Here is an 18,974-nt window from a genome sequence, read left to right on the forward strand (position 1 = left end):
ATAAAACGAGTGGGTTATGGAGTTCACGCAGGAGGATTTATGGCTAATCGCGCCGCGGATGTATTGAAAGTAGGGCGCCGTTTACGGGGCATGACCCAAGACGAAGTGGCTGAGATTTACGGCATTAGTCGTAACACTTATCAACGTTGGGAAAATGGCCGTACTACTGCGCCCTATGACGATGTGACATCGATATGCCTTGATGTGTTTAAGCTTTCGATTGAGAAGATAAATGAGGTGGCCAATGGGCTTTAGCGATGAACCCGAGCAGAGGATGAACATTAAGGCGTTGCGGTTAGGGCTGTATCGCTGGGGCCGTTATTGGGTGTACCAAGAATTGGGCAAGGGGTTTTCAAACCGCAGCGCCTGCGACCGTTTAGGCGAAGCACTGGGCGGTGGCAACCTAAAGCACGAACTCAACGTGCCTGCCCATGTCGCCCATTTTGACCACCTCGTTGAGCAGTTATCCATTAACTGTAAACGCGCCATTCGCGCCCATTACCTCTGCAAAGAACAGTGGGCTTTAATGGGATTTGACAGCAAGAAGTCTTACATCTTCTGGCTAAGGAAAGCCGAAATGGCACTACTAGATAGGATGAATTAGAAAGAACGCCCTCTTACGAGGGCTGGCGGGTTAGACGGTTGTCCACCAAGACTGCTAACCCGTTGATAGGATTTTATCAAAGGTTTGGACAGATACCTATGCAAAATAATTTGCTATTAAATGATGATAAGCAATATGCGCTTGCAGAAAGAATAACATATTTGCTTTCATGATTTGACCGTGAGTTTTGTGGCCTGTAGTAGCAAATATGACGTTAAATCAACCAAACTAGATTTTGATTATTTTTTGTAATACTCACATTTTGTTAGTGTTTTATTGTGAGTCGTTCTTCAATGGGCAGTATTTGAAATCGTGGATTCATCACTATGTTTCTTGCACTTTACTGTATAAACATTGCCCAAAAATACATCAATATTCACATCAATGCCTGTGAAGCTGCACTGGTATGATTTTTCTAAAGGCTTGCTTTACTAAGTAGAAGGGCACTCATTTAGACAGAAATACTTCATACTTCCCTCAATAGATATTCTGTAATTGAGAAGCCTTTACAAATACCACCTGTAGCCATTATCAAACTTTCCTTGTCTTGAACCTCTATTGCGAATAATGACTGTCATTAATAAAAAATATTGAGCAAATTGTTCATTTTTAAAAGTACAGATCATACTGATACTTTAGGGGATCTTGTATATCGTTCCCTAAGAGCGATATTAAAAATTTTTCCGTTTGTACCATTCGAAAAAGTATCAGACAGGAGTTAGTTTATGTTTAAAAGCATGACAATAATACAAAAAATGACCACAGTGTTTTTTATCCTTTCTTTACTGGTGCTGGGATTGGCTTGGTTTTCAGTCACTCAGCTTGCCAGCTTGCATAGTAATACGACTAAGATTACTGAAAACCTAATCCCTTCTATTCGTTCATCTGCTCAAATGCATGTTGCATTACTTGATGCTCGACGTGCTGAATTGAACATGGTAATTGACGTGATGAAACAGGACTCTGCTGCCATGGAGATTAGTAAGCAACGCTTTGAGACAGCCAAGCATGAATTTGAAGTCGCAGACCAACAATATGCCAAACTAGATTTTGTATCAGAGCAAGACAAACAACAATTTACAGAGCTTGGCATCGCTGCAGAAAAATATTTCGCTGCACACTCATCATTGGTGACAGCCATTGAAAAAGGGGACATGGCGAGTGCAAATGTGATGATCAAAACAGTGACCAGACAAACTTTGGAAGTGGCTGGAGAAGAAACTGCGAATTTACGAAATGAAAATGATCGCGCAGCACAGGAGATGGCGACAAGTAGTGAGTCAGCCTATAAAACAGCCAAAATGCTCAGCATTATAGTGGGACTTGGCACAATATTTTTTGTACTAGCGATGGCATTACTGTTAATCCGTCAGATAAAAAATCCCATAATGTTGTTGTTAAAGCAAACTAATCAGGTATCAGCTGGTAACTTGACCAATAAGCTCGACATGAATTTGTTTGCCCGTGATGAGTTTGGTCAACTGGCAGATAGCTTTAATGAGATGCAAGATAACTTGCGCATGCTGGTTAGTGAGGTTTCCAACTCTGTAGTGCAACTTAGCTCTGCGGCCGAGGAGATAAGCGCTGTTGCTTTGCAGTCATCCAACAATATGGAAACTCAGCAAAATGAGCTAAACCAGTTGGCTACTGCGATGCATGAGATGCAAGCTACCGTTCAAGACGTCGCTCGAAATACCAACGATGCCGCCAATGCAGCGACACAGGCAAGTGGCACTGCGACGCAAGGTAGTGAAACAGTAAATGACTCGATTGTGCGTATTGATAAGGTCGCTGGAGCGATAGAAGCTACCGCGGTAGTTATCCGTAAATTGGGAGATGATAGCCGTAATATTGGGATGGTATTGGAGGTGATCCAAGGTATTGCTGAACAAACTAACTTGTTAGCGCTGAACGCGGCCATTGAAGCTGCAAGAGCTGGCGAACAGGGTAGAGGGTTTGCTGTCGTGGCAGATGAGGTGCGAACGCTAGCCAAACGGACACAGGACTCCACTTCTCAAATCAATAGCATCATTTCTGAATTGCAGTTACGGGCTAGTGAAGCTGGGAATACTATGCAGCAGAGCCAAGCTATGATGATTGAGACTGTTAACAAAGCTAAGGAGGCTGGAGAATCGATTGCGAAAATCAGCGGTTCAGTGAGCAGCATTTCTCAAATGAATATTCAGATTGCTACCGCGACAGAAGAACAGGGCGCCGTAAGTGAAGAGCTAAACCGTAATGTCGCAAATATTAGCGACGCTTCTGAAGAGGTGGCTACTGGTGCGAAACAGATGGCGATGGCATGTAACGATCTGAATCATTTAGCCACGCAGTTGCAGGATGTTGTGAGGAAATTTCGTATTTAACTAAATTATTTATTTTATATAATAAAGCACTGGCATTATGTCGGTGTTTTTTATGAGCATTAATAAATGAGAAGAGAATCCCATTATCTTTAAAAAAATCTTTATCAGTTTCATGTTTTGTCGTCATGTTGGGTCGTACAATGCGGTCCCATCATGTGACTATCTGAATTTGTCTGGCTAATTATGCATGAATAGCAGTTTGTTCTAACTCATGCAACACAGTCCTGATTTGTCTTCGGCATTGATAGCTATCTATGGATAATGCATGGTTTTCATCATTTCCCAAACTTGTCTGATATCTTCTAGAAGAGTACCGCTATAGGAGTTATAGGGAATGATGCTTAGATTGGATCTAAAGCAATGCTCATGTTTGGCATTAAGCTTCAGCACGCGCAGTAGTTGGTCGTCGCTTTGTTACTCATAGTGTAAAGTGCCCAAAAGTATTCGTGCGGGTCGCTATTTAGTCAGTCTAGTATTCTAAAATACTCTTTCATTAAAACTTATTCACTTCTTTTTAACCTAACTTCTGTTGTAAAGTTGCATAATTGGGTAAACATATTGATGTTTTGTCTGATTTAGTTAATTGCAGGCTGAGGAGTAAGCAATCTTGACTATTAATAGGACAAGGCTATCAGCACTTAGGTATTAACCATTGTATGGAAAAATCTTTACACGGTATCAAGTCGGTTATGTCCTAGACCCACTCTTTGTTGGGCCTGTATTTGTCATTACTGCTAAAGCTGAAATGGTACGATATTTGCTTTTTGAAAAATTGCACTGGTTTTATCTACTTGAACTATACTCTGATTGAAAATGCATCTTATATGCTATAAAAGAAATTTTTATTTAAATTATTGGTTTTTGTAGTTGTAAAGTTGGATAAGGTAGCTTTGATTTTATATTTTATTAAACTAATAAAAGTAGAGTTAACAACTAAGCTACTCATTATAAAGTAAGATAGAATGGTTAATTTATTTCATGTGAAAACAATGTGTTGTATGTTTTTTTGTATTTCTAATTTAGGAATGAGATAAATGAGTTTTATTGGTGTATTGGTTGCAATATTATTTATATTAGTTGGAAACCTTATCGAAGGTGGGCATCCTAGTGCCTTACTGGACTTACCAGCATTTATGATTGTTATCGGGGGAACAATAGGTGCAACTGTAGCACAGTTTCCTTTTTCAGTAATTATTGCTTCAATAAAACGCTTTAAGTGGCTCATTTTCCCTTTACGAACTGATTTGGCGGAGCGAGCCGAGTTTTTGGTCGACATTGCAGGCGATGTGCGAAAAGGTGGTTTACTATCAATTGAAGATAAGATAGACCAAATTAACGATCCTTTTTTACATAAAGGACTTCAATTACTCGTTGATGGTTATGAAAAAGACAATATTGTAGAAATCTTAGAAAAAGAGATTGAATTTGAACAGCACGGTGTAGAACAAACTGTAAAAGTATATGAGGCAATGGGTGGCTATTGTCCTACGATGGGAATTGTTGGTGCTGTATTTGGACTAATTCATGCTATGGGGTTACTTGATGCCCCAGATAAATTAGGTGGTGCGATTGCAGTCGCATTTATTGCAACTATTTATGGCGTTGCTGCGGCTAATATCATCTTCCTGCCATTTGGAAACCGTTACAAAGCGTTTGCACATCAGTTAAGTGTATTTAAAGAGATGACTCTGACTGGAATAATTGGCATTGCAGACGGTGAGTCACCACAACGGTTACAAGCTCATTTAAATCCATATTTAGAGCACTAACGAGATGAGAAAAAAGAAAGTTGATCCCCCAGAAAATCATGAACGTTGGTTAATTTCTTACGCAGATTTTATGACACTGTTATTTGCCTTATTTGTAGTGTTGTACTCATTTGCGATGAGTGATAAAAATGAAGCAAAGTTTATGGTTGAAGGTCTTATAGATTCATTGGCTAAAATCGGGTTGATATCAACTCCTGCTGTGACTTCATTAGCACCTGGAGGAACGAGTATACTCGAACCCAATACTGTGACATCCGTTGTAGATGCAGAACCAAAGCTTATTGAACTTGCAACAACCGCACCTGCAAGCTCCGAGAGCAATGACAATACGCTAGCAAATGCGAAGAGCAATGACACAATAAAAAAGTATAAAGAAATAATATCCGCTAAGTTAAAAAATGAAATAGAAAATCAAGAAATTGAAATTGATGCTGTGAGTGATAGTCTCATCATTCGAATCGGTGACAACAACACTTTTTTTGCATCGGGCTCTGCTTTTATACAACCTAAATTTGTACCGCTAATTGATAAGATTGGCGAGATTATCGCGTCAGTCCCAGGAAGAATAGTGATAGCCGGACATACTGACGCAACATTGCCAATGGAGATTTATGCTGACAATTGGGACTTATCATCTTTAAGAGCTACGGCAGTCGTTAGAGTAATCACTAAAAACAAGGGCGTAAACCCAAGTAGAATTATTGTTCAGGGCTTAGCTGATACACAACCTCGTTTTAAAAATGATACACCTGAACATCGTCAGAAAAACCGCAGAATAGAAATAATTATAAACCAGGGTAATACCGTTGAAAGCCATATTCCTATACCTGAATAATCATACAAAACTGTCTGACTAACACACTATTTTCTTAATGTTAACGCTCTTTATCTACAGAGAATGGCTTCTGAGTTAAATATAACGAGAATGTATTTCATTAGCTAAAATTAATATTAAGGCAAACCCTAAGCAATAACACAAAAATAATGCTGAGACTTATCTGATATAACTAACAAATGTAAGCTATTTTACTTTGCTCATTGCAACAATTCCCGGCTACTGAGCCGATTACTAATAAAAATAGCCAGTTTGGTGGCAAGTGGCATATCCAATTCTATAAAGGTCATGGCCGTCGGAATGGACCAGTCATTTATCTATACGTCAGGATGGTGAGAGGAAAACAAAAGTAACGGCTCTCACCATGAGGTGGGCATTGCTGGTAAAGAGCTAATGCCTACCGCTTCTAGCCCAGAGATTACCTTTTGAAATGAATACCTCCCAAAGTTCAGAAACCTAATAGCTGGTCAGTAAAAGTCAATCTCATTTGCGTTAGTGACATTAAATCCTATAAACGTTTATCAATCTCTTACAGTACAAAAGATTTGAATATGCACATTATAACGAACAAGTCGCAGAAACATTAAGTAGGGAGAAGACACCGAACAAAGTCATCAAACTCGGTAACCTGTTCATCAGCAAGTAGCGCTACCAGCTAACAACTTTTGGTGCAATTGCATTTCGTGGAAAATTCAATAAAAATCGCTTATGAAACAAAAAATTAAATATCATTCACATAATTTAATTAACAGTGAAAAACTGATATTTTATCCACTTATTTAACTATCAAGTCGCTATTTCACACACTTAAAGGCACAAAATGACAGACTGGATTTATTTTCTTAAAGCGTTTCTACTTGGAGTTATTGAAGGTATCACTGAATTTTTACCAATTTCAAGTACTGGACATCTTATTTTAATTGGTGATTGGATTAACTTTCCCTCACATGAGGCAAAAGTATTTGAGGTTGTCATTCAATTAGGAGGGATTTTAGCAGTATGTTGGTTATTCCGAATTAAAATTATAACACTAATTAATGGGGTACTAAAGTCCGACCCTGTAGCACAACGATTTGCAGCTATGGTCATGATTGCTTTCTTGCCAGCCGCTATTATAGGGGCATTATTTATTAGCAATATTAAACAGCTTTTATTTAATACAACCGTAGTTGCTTCAACATTAATTATTGGAGGAATTATCATACTTTGGGTTGAAGGACGAAAAAAAACAGTTGAAATAACAAGTATTGAACAGATAGGATTAAAACAAGCTATAGCAATAGGAATAGCACAATGTATTTCAATGATCCCAGGCACATCTAGATCTGGTGCTACTATTATTGGCGGTATGTTATCAGGGGTATCACGGCAAGCTGCAACAGAGTTTTCATTTTTCTTAGCCATACCAACCATGCTAGGTGCCGCAGTATACGATGCATCAAAAAATTATCATCTGCTAAGTATAGATGATATTTGGGCAATAGTTTTTGGATTTATTGCAGCATTTTTCTCGGCAATTATTGTTGTTAATACACTAATTCAATTTGTTGCCAAACATTCATTAAATATTTTTGCATGGTACAGAATTATATTAGGCATAATAATTCTTGTTCTTGCCTGATACAAGTAAGGCTTATAAAAATATCGTAACACAATAAAGCATTCACATAAACCACATGTGAATAAATGAAAAAGTACCAATAAAAAACATACAGTTAATTTTAATTTGATGGTTAGGCGAAACTTCACACCTAACCATCAATTATAATTATTAAAAAACAACATTCGCTAAAAGCAATGTTAACGCATAGCCCAAGCAATAACATAAAAATAATGCTGGGACATATCTGATATAACTAACAAATGTAAGCTCTTTTACTTTGCTCATTGCAACAATTCCCGCTGCTGAGCCAATTACTAATAAAGAACCACCAACACCAACACTGTAGGTTAAACCAAGCCATTCAGAAGTATTGAGAACAGGCTCAGCCTTCAGCAGCGCAGCAGTAAGCGGAACGTTATCAATTAAAGCAGAGCCCAAGCCAGCGACAAAGTTTGAAATATTGGGATTAAACATCGCATATGCTTTAGCCAATAAATCCAGTGTTCCAATTTCTTTAAGCATTCCAACCAACAATAAAATCCCCAAGAAGAATAATAATGTGTCATATTCAACTTGGCGAATGTATTCAAGGATTTTTATCTCCTCTTTATCACTACGAAAAACATGGCCAACTAAAAACATAATTGATAGACCAGTTAAAAAGGTTAACACAGGGGGTATTTCAAACAGAATGTTAAACAACATAGTCATCATAATTGTACAAAAGAAAATGAAGGCAATAAGCACATCAACCTTTTGATATGTAAGTTTATCGTTCGAAGTCGTAACGAACCCTTCAATTTTATAAGAAAAAATTGTAGCCAATAAAATTACACTTATAGATGATGGAATAAACAATATAATAAGTTCAGACATCTTTACATGTCCACTCAAAAAAATCATTAGAGTAGTGACATCACCAGTAATAAGTGCTACCCCTCCAGAGTTGACTGAGAAGATGATTAGTACAGCCATTTTTAGACGAATACTATCTTCTAATTTAAACGTATATAGTAAACCAATGGAAACAAGGGTTGCTGTGACGTTATCACAAAATGCTGAAAGAACAAGTGAAAACAAACCTACTTGGATCATCAGCAATCTCACAGAAACCTTCTGTGGGAATATTTTTTGTACCATCACTTGAATCATACCTTTGGCATTAAGGTATGCAACAAACGTCATTGTGGACATTAAAAATAACCAAAGAGTTGCAATCTCGAGTAAGTTTTCATTGAATTTATGCGCTACAACCTCCTGATTTGCCACGCCATCAGCATTAATGAAAAGTGTAGCCCACGCTATACAACCAAAAAAAAGCGTTGTTTTTGCTTTATTGATATGAGTAATTTCTTCAAAAATAATACTTAGTAAAGCTAATATAGCTAATGATATTAAAAACGCATGTAACATAATTTTTATCCAGTAAAATAAAAATTCATCTATACTAAATGCTGTGATTCTTACAAAAGACAACAAATAGCAATTTATAGAGCATTAACAGCAATTTATATTAACATGCAGTCAACAAAAATAAAATGGTTAACGTTTCATTTTTAACGTTTATTCACTCTCAATGTATTTATGAGAAATAGAGTTATTGCCAATATCTAATTGTCATTGATTACAGAACTTGATGCAGTAAAAATATTAAATGCATTTGACGAATACTCAACAAGTTTACTGTTTTCTTCAGCAATAAATAATGCGCTAATATCGTTTTTATTAGCAGTCTCAACCCCTCTCTCATGCCCCAAACATAAAAGTGCAGTAGACCAAGCGTCAGCAAGCGTTGGATCCTTATTCAATACAGTAACCGATACAGTGTTATGTATTACAGGATAACCAGTTCTGGCGTCTAAAATGTGTGATAAACGGACACCATTATTATCAAAGTAATGCCGATAAGTACCAGAAGTCATTATTGCTTGATCTTGTTTTATGGTTAATAGCTTGTGTAGTATATTTTTATCCGGCAAAGGACGTTCAATCGCAACTTTCCAATTAGAGCCATCGGGTTTATGCCCCTTTACTACCATTTCCCCACCAATTTCAACTAAATAATTTTTAACATCATATAATTCTAACGTTTCAGCTAACTTACCCACACTATAACCCTGAGCAATGGAGGACAAATCTACATTAATATATGGACTCGATTTTGACATCGCATTAGATTGTAAATGTAAATGTTGCATCCCTGTTTTTTTAAGTGTTTCAGAAATAGCTATTTCACTTGGGACCATTAACTGAAACTTATCAAAACCCCATAGATCAAATAAGGATTTTACCGTTAGATCATAACATCCATAACTTTTGGCAGAGACGTTTTTAGCCTTTTCAACTAAACTCACGATTTCCTCGCCTACTACGATAAGCTCTGTACTCATGGATGAGTTAAATAGGCTAATAGTTGAGTCGGGCCTATAATTAGAGAGATTCTTATCTAGCTCTTCAAGTTTCTTATTTATATTCGCCTCAAGTAAAGAAGAGTTAACATTATTTGGGCTCCAAAAACTTATGTGCCATGTTGTCCCTTGTGCCTCTCCTTCCAGTTTAAATATGTGTGGTGTAGGCTGACAACCAACCATCATCAAACAAATAATAGAAAAACAACCAGTCAATCTCATGTTAAATCTCCAAACTCGTCATTTCGTTATCCAATGGTTAATTTTGTTTCGGGGTAACGTATACGTTTAGATTTTGGGCTCGCTAAAAAATAGGCAAGAGTTAAGGGGCCTAATCGTCCCATAAACATTAAAAATATTATAATGAATTGACCAGCCATAGTTAAATTAGGTGTTAACCCCCTTGACAATCCTACGGTCCCAAATGCAGATACAGCTTCAAAAATAATATCTATCATTGGCGCATCCTCACTGAGTAATAAGAAAAATATAGAGGCCCAAATTGTTCCAACAGATATCATCGCCAGTGCTAATGCTTTACTTATTGTCTCTTTAGATATACCACGATGATAAACATAAACAGTTTCATAACGTCTTAAATAACCATAAGTTGCCAATATTAGCACCATAAATGTCACGACTTTTATGCCACTTGCGGTGCTTAACGAACCTCCACCGATGAACATTAACATTAACATTAATGCGGTTGTTGAATCTTCAAGTTCATTTATCGGAAGTGTATTAAATCCAGCCGTTCTTGGGGTTACAGCTTGGAACCAAGACGCTAGCCATTTACCCGTTTCAGATAATGGCGATAAAGTCATAGGGTTATTATATTCAATACAATAAATAGCGAGTACGGCTACAGCATTAATAATAACCGTCCCAATAATCATCATTTTGCTATAAGTTGTTAATTTAGCCCAGCGTCTTTGACGCCATAAGTCAATCCAAACACTAAACCCTAAGCCTCCAATAATAAATAATGCGGTAATTGTCAAATTGATAACAGGATCTTCAACATAGGGGATGAGACTGTCCGGACTTAGCCCTACACCAGCATTATTAAAAGCAGATATTGTGTAAAAAAAACCATGAAACAGACTCGTTTTCCAACCTAGTTCATCTGACCAAGAAATAGATAAAATCAACATGCCAATTAATTCAACACAGAGAGAGAAAATGAATACCGACTTTGCAGTATTCACTAATGTCGAACTATTCGTACTATTATAAGCCTCTTTTGCTATAGTATTTTGGAAAAACCCAATTTTCCCGCCTAAAGCTAACAAGGTTACAATAGCAAATGTCATGATGCCTAAACCACCAAGTTGAATTAATAGGGCAACAATGACCTGTCCAAATGTGGTATATACAGTTCCTACATCAAAAACGACTAAACCTGTCACTGTGACTGCAGAAGTTGCATTAAATAAACTCTGACTCCAAGTAACAGGGGCTGTTGTGGCTATTGGCAATTTAAGCAGTAGAGTGCCAATTAATATTAAAATAATAAAGCTCACCGACAGTATTAAAGGTGGAGCCGCCAGTATTTTTTTTGCCGCTTTAGGTGTTTTCTTTGCTATATAAATCGATGGATGCCAAGAAACCATGATTAGATTAACCTTGGAGCAATAGATTTAAGTTCAGTTTGAGTCCCATAAAGTAATAATATATCCTCTTCATGTAGACAAAAGTCAGTGTTAAAGCTAGAGAAAACCTGAGTGCCACGTTTAACTAATATCGGTTTAACACTGCCTTTTAAAAGTTCGAATATAAGCGTATTATGCAATTTATTTCGTATATGAACTTCAACAACGTATAAACCGTTTCCTAATGGTAAATAATTATTCACCATCGGATAATTAAGTGCCTGTGCTACGCGGATCCCCATTTCCTCTTCAGGGTGAATTATGCGGTTAACGCCTAATTTAGAAACAATCGTGTGATGAGCCTTAGTACTCGCCTTAACCCATATTTTTTTTACACCAATATTTTTTAATGCTAAGGTACACAATAAGCTTGACTGCATATCTTCGCCAATAGCAACTAAAACAGCCTCACTATTTTCAAGATCTAATTCACGTAAGGCATTTTCATCAGTGGAATCACAAACAACGGTTTGAGTTAATTCATCAACATACTTTTCTGCCAACTTTGGATCTCGTTCGACTCCTGTTACAGTATGCCCTAAATTGATTAATTCTAACGATGCAGCAGTACCAAAACGACCGAGCCCAATCACTGTAAAATGTGCCATAACTGTCCTAAATGCAGGATAAAAAAAACAGCAGAACAGTAACCTAACGCTTTTTTTATAGCAATACTCTTATTGGTACATATTCAATACTACTCCATACTCGTCTGATTTTTCATCGCATTATTAATATTGTGGTGTTGTTGGATAAAACCTCCACTCATCTATTTTGTCACAACTCCATTAGCTAAAATCAGGAAATGTGATATTGAATAACGATTCCAACACAGAATAATCAGCAACAAAGATTAACAATAATTTATAAAAACCACCTCAATCTTAATGAAGTTCTTATTGATTAAAACAAGGCCAAAAGGCATAGTGCAGCGATAAATTGGGTCCTTAAACGCATTTTTTGAAGTGTCACAAGCAATGCCTTATATCGCCATAACGAGTGGCACCTAAGCGGCACCTAATAGGTTACCCCGTATTGTGAGAGTGTGAAATGCTGTGTATAAAAGTTTTGGGTAAGGGATGTGAAAAATGCACAAATACTGCCGCACTAATTACTGCGATCGCTAATAATCATAGTATCAGTATTAATTTGATTATGGAGACAAATCCAGAAATAATAATGGACTATAGAGTGGTGAGTTCACCTGCAGTTGTCATTAACGAAAGATTGGTGCATTGGGGCTCTACTCCCCAACAACAGATGGTCGAGTCATGGCTGAAAATTTAACGCCGAACCATTACACTATTGCAGCCAAATACAATAGAACGGTATCCTTAACCAATACGAGTATTTAAACAGAACCCCAAAATTAATGTACAAGAACTATACATCGTAAAAGAGATACAAGATGTATCTCCTTATAAAATCATTAATTTACAAAACATTAATCACAAAACACAGGCTATTGACAGTTCTTATCTTGATCACGTGTTTTCCAAAGTGAATAGAGTACACCTGCGACAAGTAAGCCAAAGGTAACGCCTAAAGAAAGTGCCGTAGGGATTTTAAAATCCACTAACCCTTCATGGTTAAAATACACTAGACCCACTTTCACCCCAATAAATACTAATACCACTGACAGCGCATACTTAAGGTATTCGAAACGGTGCACCATAGCTGCCAAAGCAAAATACAAGGCTCGTAGCCCCAGAATCGCGAAGATATTCGAGGTATAGACAATAAAAGGATCTTGGGTAATCGCAAAAATAGCTGGAATACTGTCAACTGCAAACACCAAATCCGCGGTTTCTACTAAGATCAACGCCAAGAATAACGGCGTAGCCCACCATCCTTTTGTTAACTGATGCTCTTCACCCCGTACCCAGAATTTTTCTTTATGCAACGTTGGCGTAAAACGCATCTTAGTGCGTAACCATTTGTAAAACTTATTATCTTGGATATCACCGTGCTCATCGTTTGAGAAGAGCATTTTCACGCCAGTGAAAATCAAGAAGAGTCCAAATAACACAAGTACACCTTGATACTGGGCAACAAGCACGGCACCAAGACCGATCATAATGGCGCGCAACACTAATACGCCCATAATGCCCCAGAAAAGCACTCTATGTTGGTATAAACGTGGGATACCTAAGCTACTGAAGATTAACGCGATAACAAATACGTTATCCATAGACAGTGATTTTTCAATCAGATAGCCCGTTAGGTATTCCATACCAGCGGTTGAGCCCTTGTACCACCAGAGCCAAGCCCCAAACAATAAGCCCATACAGATATAAAAGGCTGAAAGCTTTAAACTTTCAGCCACAGTAATTTCATGCTGCTCCTTGTGCAATACGCCAAGGTCAAAGGCTAATAACGCCAGCACAAAACCGAAAAACATTAACCAAACCCAAAGCGGGTAACCCACAAATAGGGTGGAAAAAAATTCCATATGTATCCTTAATCACATTCAACTGAAGTTAACACTTATCAATATAACTTGAAGCCTCGGTTCACCAAAGCATGCCCGCATAAAGAATAGAAACAGTGTATATGATTTAGTTAATGGAAATAACTTATTGTCGATTACTCAAAAATGCATACAAAATTTGGCACTACTGAGAAAAATTAAAGTTTATTAATAATACCTTAAGCGATTGCAAGCCAACATAGATCCCTCTTACCATGAAATCGGTAACTTATAATTGACTAGGATCACAGAATGTTATTCAGGCATCTTGTCGTTTGGCTATATAGCCTTGCAGTGTTACTTGGTGCATCCAAATCAGTTATCCAGGTTGAGTTTACTGGTAGTTCAGCATTACTTGACAGTAGTCACGTCATTACTCTTCTGCCTACCTCAGAACCTTCATTCAATTCACTTCGACCCCTTTCTGATAACAATGAACTGCTGACACCTCAATTATCGACAATTATCACTCAGTTTTCAGTCAATGAACATTCGAACACTCTCCCGTCCAATGCTGCGCTAGGAAGTCTTTGTCGTGGAATGCCGATAGGACAAGCTCCCCCCTTGGTTTTTTAACGATTTAATCCCTTACATAACTAAATTAATATACTGAGGATTTTTATCATGAAAACTTTGCATCCCTTTAATGTTAACTCTTCGCCTTTATACGTTGCACATCATCCACTCACTCTCCAATGCCCCGCTATAGCAGCTATGCAGCAGATAGCCGAACATCACTTATGGTCTTTGCCACTGGAAATGTCGGTTGCAGATGCCAGAAAACGTCTATTGACGACCTCTGGTATAACATTTCTGGTCATCAATCCGTCAGGCCGTTGGGAAGGAGTCATCGGCTCTGCCGAAGTTGCTTCGGATCGTATACTGCCCATAGTCAGCAAAACAGTAACGCCATTTTCGCTGACACTAGCAGATGTAATGCTACCCCGAGATAAACTGCAAGCCGTAACCCTGTTAGAACTTCAGTTTGCCACTGTAGCTGATGTCTTAAATACTTTAAGCGCTTCTTCTATAAGACTATTATTGGTTATCGATGCCGACGATAAGCTTTGTGGCATTATCAGCGGTGATAATATTGCTGAACGACTATGCTTACCTACGCAGCCAAAACAAAGTTTCGCAGCTGAGATAGTTCATCAATTACATGAAAGCCATAAGCTAGCGACCAACCATTAGTACAGTTAGGCATTCAAGTGAAATGCGGTTGGATAACCAACCGCATTAATTCGCTTAGTATGCAAGCCTAAAAGAGTTGATACGGAGCAGTATTACATTTGAAATACATCAGTAAACGAATGTTATTTATAAACTAAGCAGTGATTGATCAAGTGATTCTGTATGCTTTATCACTGGCTCAAAAGTAACACTGTTATAAGTGATTCACCACTAAGCTATTTCGTTCCTCACTCAACACCTGCAGATAAATTTCCGTAGCCTTGCTGTCACAGTGTCCTATTTGCTTGCTGACCACATTCACCGGCAGACGTGTCACCCGATCTTGTTACGCTTTTGCCCAGTCGTCAGCTTTACCCAATCCCAATTTACATCATGAGTTGTGAGCAGTAATACGCTAATGACGGTCGATAATGGCCGGTACCTAAGCATGGTGTTCCGCTTGTTCCTACGATCCTGCTGTGTTGACCTGCAGGTGTGTCCGTTAATCTCACGCTGGCTAATTGCTTGTTGAGATAACGGGATGGATAGGGCTGATACCTAGTATCAATGTGCATGTTTATGTTTTTTGTTAGCTGCTTTACCTGCAGATGTTTTAGTCGTTCAGGCATTTGCTAATGTCTGTGGGTGCAGCCGGCATTGATAGGGCAGATATAGGCGTGTTGTACAGCGATGGTGAGTGGAGGATATCGCACGTTTCCTTAGTTTTATTTGTTACATGTGTGTTGTTATGCGATAGGTGTATTACACCATTAGAGTTCAACAGTACTTCGATGCGGCCTAGATAATCCCTAGATAGCCTCAAAAAGTTGGGAGCGCTCAAACCCATGCAGCAGTAGGGCTACAGGCTAGTCGTTGCATCAACCCTACAGGAGGATGCAACGACTCACTTTTGTTGCTTTTGTGTTAACGCTTCAAGGGCGTAAAGGGTAGGGCAAAAGGTGAGTTTTTTGGTAGTTCTGGGTGAATTGATGGCGCCTAAATGGATCCTTCTATTCGGCTCACTGTTTCGGTCGCGGCCTCATCCTGCGAAGGCGTTATCCGCTCCCCGTTTTTAGTCATCGAAAGCAGACGAACTGGGATGATCTGCACACTGTTTCTGAGTGATTGAACGCGTTTTTAGGCTCATGCTGCCTTAGTTTTAATTGTTATTGATATGTTTCTATTCAATGGGTGTTGTTCAGTGTATTGCACCAATATGGTTCAACCGTTTTTCGATGCGGCCTAGATAATCCCTAGATAGCCTCAAAAAGTTGGGAGCACTCTAGCCCATGCAGCAGTAGGGCTACAGGCGAGTCATTGCATCAACCCTAAGGAAGGATGCAATAGCGTGCATTTGTTGCTTTTGTGTTAAATGCTGGCAATAGGGTTAAGAGGGTAAAAGCCAAGGTTTTAAACGGTTTTAGACGGTTTTAGGTGAATTGCTTCTGTCTAGGACTAGGCTCATTTTAACCGAGTGCCAGACTCGTTATCTTTACCTATATTAGTCATCCTGCATGGATAGGAATGGAGCGATGATCATGTGCAATTATGAGGAATTTTGATTTTCAGATGGGCGGATTTTGTGTCTCGCCGATGCTCACGGTTTGATTGAAATCGAACGCGACACTTTATGATGATGAGAATCGCTCTCAACTCTAAGTAGATGCGAACCATTATCATCGCGGGTCCTTCCGGCGCGGTTGATTGCGGGGGCAGTGACGCGCAGTGCTTCACTACATATGAGGATTTTAGAGGGCTTGGTTGTTGTTTTATTAGCGGGCTTTTAGGGGGCGTTCATAATATTGAACGCTATATATGGTGTTGATTATAAATAATTATTCTCCTTACTTTCTCCGAAGCTCAAAAAATAGGTGTGCTCGGATATACCAACTTCGACAGATCGATTTTGTGATCCTTTGATCTTTGCTTTATGCGCCAATGTTATATCTCCATTTTTTTACTTCGGAGGATGAGGTAGTGGCGATATAAGCGGAGCAAAGAGGGCTAAACCACCTTCTTAGGAAGGTGGTTTATTTCAATTTGGCTTATTTTTTAAAGAATGCTTCGTTTGTACCGTATGGGCCTAGGTTAAGATCACGTTTACGAATGGCATCAACACGATCAAAGGCTTCTTCAGCCACTCTCAAGTTTTTCACATCTTTGCGCCAATAGTATTTAAAACCATCAAAGTGAGCATTATTCGGATACCAGTAGAACACGCCTAAACCCTCTTTGTTTAAAATTGGCGTGTTGTGGATATGAGCCCCAGGTATGTAGAAGTATTGACCTTTAGCTAGGGTTTCAAATTTATTGTTTGCTAATGTTTTACTTGTGCCATTTACGACGTAATAACACTCAGGTTGGCCATGAAAGTGCGGCTCATGATCTGACTTGCCACCATTAGTAATACCGATAACAACTGGGCTGTCAGACAATTCTTTCCAAATATAGCCAACGGGAGAGTTTTTAGGGTCGCAGTTTTTTGCTTCTAGGACATTGCCATTATCATCCAAGGTTTTACAGAAACGTTGATCCGCGGCGATGCTGTCGTTGGGTTTAATGGTATTAAAATCGATTTTGCCTGCTTCCCAATCAGTAATATAAGCTTCAATTTCTGGGTTACGACATTGCTCAGGCATAGTATCTTGTGGGACATAAGGAGTACTGTCCGCTGGCACTGGTGTCATTTGTTGGTATGGAAGTTGTGCATGGTTACATTGTGGGCCTTGCGCCATAGCTGCCGTTGATGCCAATGCGGCGATTCCAAAAAGCATTTTTAATTTCATCATTATCTATCCTATTGTCTTAATTTTTAAAATGGCGGTATTGTGTTGGTATTATTGTTCTGTCACTAACAATAAAGAGATTGGTCTACCGCAAAGGTGAAATGGATCACGTCATGTTTTCAGTGGCAAACTTATTCGTGACTCTGCTCGCGAATAATCTTATCTGCGACCCCAGCATTAGAAATGGAATTGCAGACTGACTTGTGCATAGTTGGAGGCTCCCTGAGTTGCCCTGGGCTGGGATACTGTGGGCACAAGAGAAGTGATATTGTCTTGCATTTGATAACGACCTATTTCAGCGCCTAAAGTGAGTGATTGGGTTAAATTGGTGAATAAGTTAACCCCAAAATGACTGCGATCTGTTTGTTCTACTTTTGTGGATGTGTGCCCATAAAAGATACTTGAACGTGTGTGTTGGGTCCAAAAGTGCCTATAGGCGAACATGACGGATAAAGAATTTTCTAATTGCCCATCTGTGATATCTCTAGCTGCATCGGTTCCTACATAGCGCCCTAAATGACCATAGTGCAATTGAATACGAAGATCATCTTTCCCTATGGAATGTATTTTTGCCGCTATTGATGTACCACCACCCCATTGGGCTGTATCGGCAGAGTCTAAATATCTTAGTAAACCTGATATCGACACATTACCCCAGTCACCCGATTGGTTGTAACGAACGATCATGTCTGGCAGATAATCATGGTTGGTATCAATCCATAGCGGTTCTGTTGACGTGAGTGCTGTGGCGAATTTAGTTTGTGCACTTGCTTGTTCTGGTGCTTGAGTTCCGTAGGTGTAGGGGTTTTCTAGGGCAAACTGCCAATGGGCTGCGTCATAACGTACCAGCGCTTGTCTTATCATGGCTTGACCAACTAATGGCCCGCCTAAATCGGCCGTTTCAGCAAAGGTGCTGGTATTGACTAAGGTGGACCAAGTTTGCCCAGCCGTTACGCCTTGGTAGGATATAAATGCGTGCCTTAGGCGGGGGCTGTAGGAATTGGAGATGATCGGATTACCCTGCGCCGAGCCAACAAAGTCGATTTCAGCAAAGGCTTGAACTTCATTTGAGGTGATGGTCATATTTACGCGACTTTCTTGCGCACTGAATTGAGTACGTTTAGTGTTATCCGCGAAAGAACCTCCACCTGTCCAACTGTCTTGAAACTTCAGATTACCTTCAACATAACGTGCGTTTGCCTTAATAAATCCCCCCATTTGTAACTCTGTTCCATAGAGTGGTGAAAACGGAATAAAAAATAGGGATAAGGCGAGTAAAGTGTGTTGCTTCATGGTTGGCTAAATCAC

15 protein-coding genes are annotated in these 18,974 nt (G+C 38.9%); 8 read left to right on the forward strand and 7 right to left on the reverse strand.

Going from position 1 to position 18,974, the window contains the following annotated elements:
• The first annotated feature begins 39 nt into the window (after positions 1-39).
• From HGO26_RS11660 to HGO26_RS11685, 6 genes are all read left to right on the forward strand, one after another.
• Entirely contained in the window at positions 40-255 is a 216-nt protein-coding gene (locus HGO26_RS11660; protein WP_006082023.1) for a helix-turn-helix transcriptional regulator, read from the forward strand.
• Entirely contained in the window at positions 245-604 is a 360-nt protein-coding gene (locus tag HGO26_RS11665; protein WP_006082022.1) for a hypothetical protein, read from the forward strand. Before HGO26_RS11660 ends, HGO26_RS11665 begins: the two co-directional genes overlap by 11 nt.
• Before the next feature lie 725 nt (positions 605-1,329).
• Positions 1,330-2,970 carry a methyl-accepting chemotaxis protein gene (locus HGO26_RS11670; protein ID WP_168825333.1) on the forward strand — a complete coding sequence of 547 codons (1,641 nt, stop codon included), beginning with the start codon at positions 1,330-1,332 and terminating at the stop codon, positions 2,968-2,970.
• Between the two features lie 1,034 nt (positions 2,971-4,004).
• Positions 4,005-4,739 (forward strand): flagellar motor protein, encoded by a 735-nt coding sequence (locus HGO26_RS11675; RefSeq protein WP_168825335.1) that lies wholly within the window; start codon positions 4,005-4,007, stop codon positions 4,737-4,739.
• Positions 4,740-4,743: 4 nt separating this feature from the next.
• Positions 4,744-5,574 (forward strand): OmpA family protein, encoded by an 831-nt coding sequence (locus HGO26_RS11680; RefSeq protein WP_168825338.1) that lies wholly within the window; start codon positions 4,744-4,746, stop codon positions 5,572-5,574.
• 820 nt (positions 5,575-6,394) lie between these two features.
• Positions 6,395-7,195 carry an undecaprenyl-diphosphate phosphatase gene (locus tag HGO26_RS11685; RefSeq protein WP_028759665.1) on the forward strand — a complete coding sequence of 267 codons (801 nt, stop codon included), beginning with the start codon at positions 6,395-6,397 and terminating at the stop codon, positions 7,193-7,195.
• 150 nt (positions 7,196-7,345) lie between these two features.
• On the opposite strand, the gene nhaD is transcribed toward HGO26_RS11685, so the two are convergent.
• From nhaD to HGO26_RS11705, 4 genes are all read right to left on the reverse strand, one after another.
• Positions 7,346-8,590, reverse strand: coding sequence for a sodium:proton antiporter NhaD (nhaD, locus tag HGO26_RS11690; protein ID WP_028759666.1), 1,245 nt, complete (start codon positions 8,588-8,590; stop codon positions 7,346-7,348).
• A 197-nt stretch (positions 8,591-8,787) separates the two neighbouring features.
• Positions 8,788-9,807 carry an FAD:protein FMN transferase gene (locus HGO26_RS11695; protein ID WP_168825340.1) on the reverse strand — a complete coding sequence of 340 codons (1,020 nt, stop codon included), beginning with the start codon at positions 9,805-9,807 and terminating at the stop codon, positions 8,788-8,790.
• A gap of 26 nt (positions 9,808-9,833) precedes the next feature.
• Positions 9,834-11,198, reverse strand: a complete 1,365-nt coding sequence (locus HGO26_RS11700) for a TrkH family potassium uptake protein (protein WP_168825342.1) — start codon at positions 11,196-11,198, stop codon at positions 9,834-9,836.
• A 2-nt stretch (positions 11,199-11,200) separates the two neighbouring features.
• A complete protein-coding gene (locus HGO26_RS11705) occupies positions 11,201-11,845 on the reverse strand; it encodes a potassium channel family protein (RefSeq protein WP_168825344.1) in 645 nt (214 codons plus the stop codon).
• A 442-nt stretch (positions 11,846-12,287) separates the two neighbouring features.
• On the opposite strand from HGO26_RS11705, the gene HGO26_RS11710 reads away from it, so the two are divergent.
• Positions 12,288-12,524, forward strand: coding sequence for a thioredoxin family protein (locus HGO26_RS11710; RefSeq protein WP_028759669.1), 237 nt, complete (start codon positions 12,288-12,290; stop codon positions 12,522-12,524).
• 175 nt (positions 12,525-12,699) lie between these two features.
• Here the strand turns inward: HGO26_RS11710 and HGO26_RS11715 are convergent, their stop codons facing one another.
• On the reverse strand, positions 12,700-13,689 hold the full coding sequence (locus HGO26_RS11715) for a TerC family protein (protein WP_168825346.1): 990 nt from the start codon (positions 13,687-13,689) through the stop codon (positions 12,700-12,702).
• 642 nt (positions 13,690-14,331) lie between these two features.
• Here HGO26_RS11715 and HGO26_RS11720 point away from each other — a divergent pair.
• Positions 14,332-14,901, forward strand: coding sequence for a CBS domain-containing protein (locus HGO26_RS11720; RefSeq protein ID WP_028759671.1), 570 nt, complete (start codon positions 14,332-14,334; stop codon positions 14,899-14,901).
• A gap of 2,024 nt (positions 14,902-16,925) precedes the next feature.
• Here the strand turns inward: HGO26_RS11720 and HGO26_RS11725 are convergent.
• Together HGO26_RS11725 and HGO26_RS11730 are read right to left on the reverse strand one after the other, a co-directional pair.
• Positions 16,926-17,669, reverse strand: coding sequence for a cupin domain-containing protein (locus tag HGO26_RS11725; protein WP_028759672.1), 744 nt, complete (start codon positions 17,667-17,669; stop codon positions 16,926-16,928).
• Between the two features lie 174 nt (positions 17,670-17,843).
• Positions 17,844-18,959, reverse strand: a complete 1,116-nt coding sequence (locus HGO26_RS11730) for a hypothetical protein (protein ID WP_168825348.1) — start codon at positions 18,957-18,959, stop codon at positions 17,844-17,846.
• Between the last annotated feature and the right edge of the window lie 15 nt (positions 18,960-18,974).

Origin of the sequence: Shewanella oncorhynchi (assembly GCF_012584455.1) — a bacterium.
GTDB classification, from domain to species: domain Bacteria; phylum Pseudomonadota; class Gammaproteobacteria; order Enterobacterales; family Shewanellaceae; genus Shewanella; species Shewanella oncorhynchi.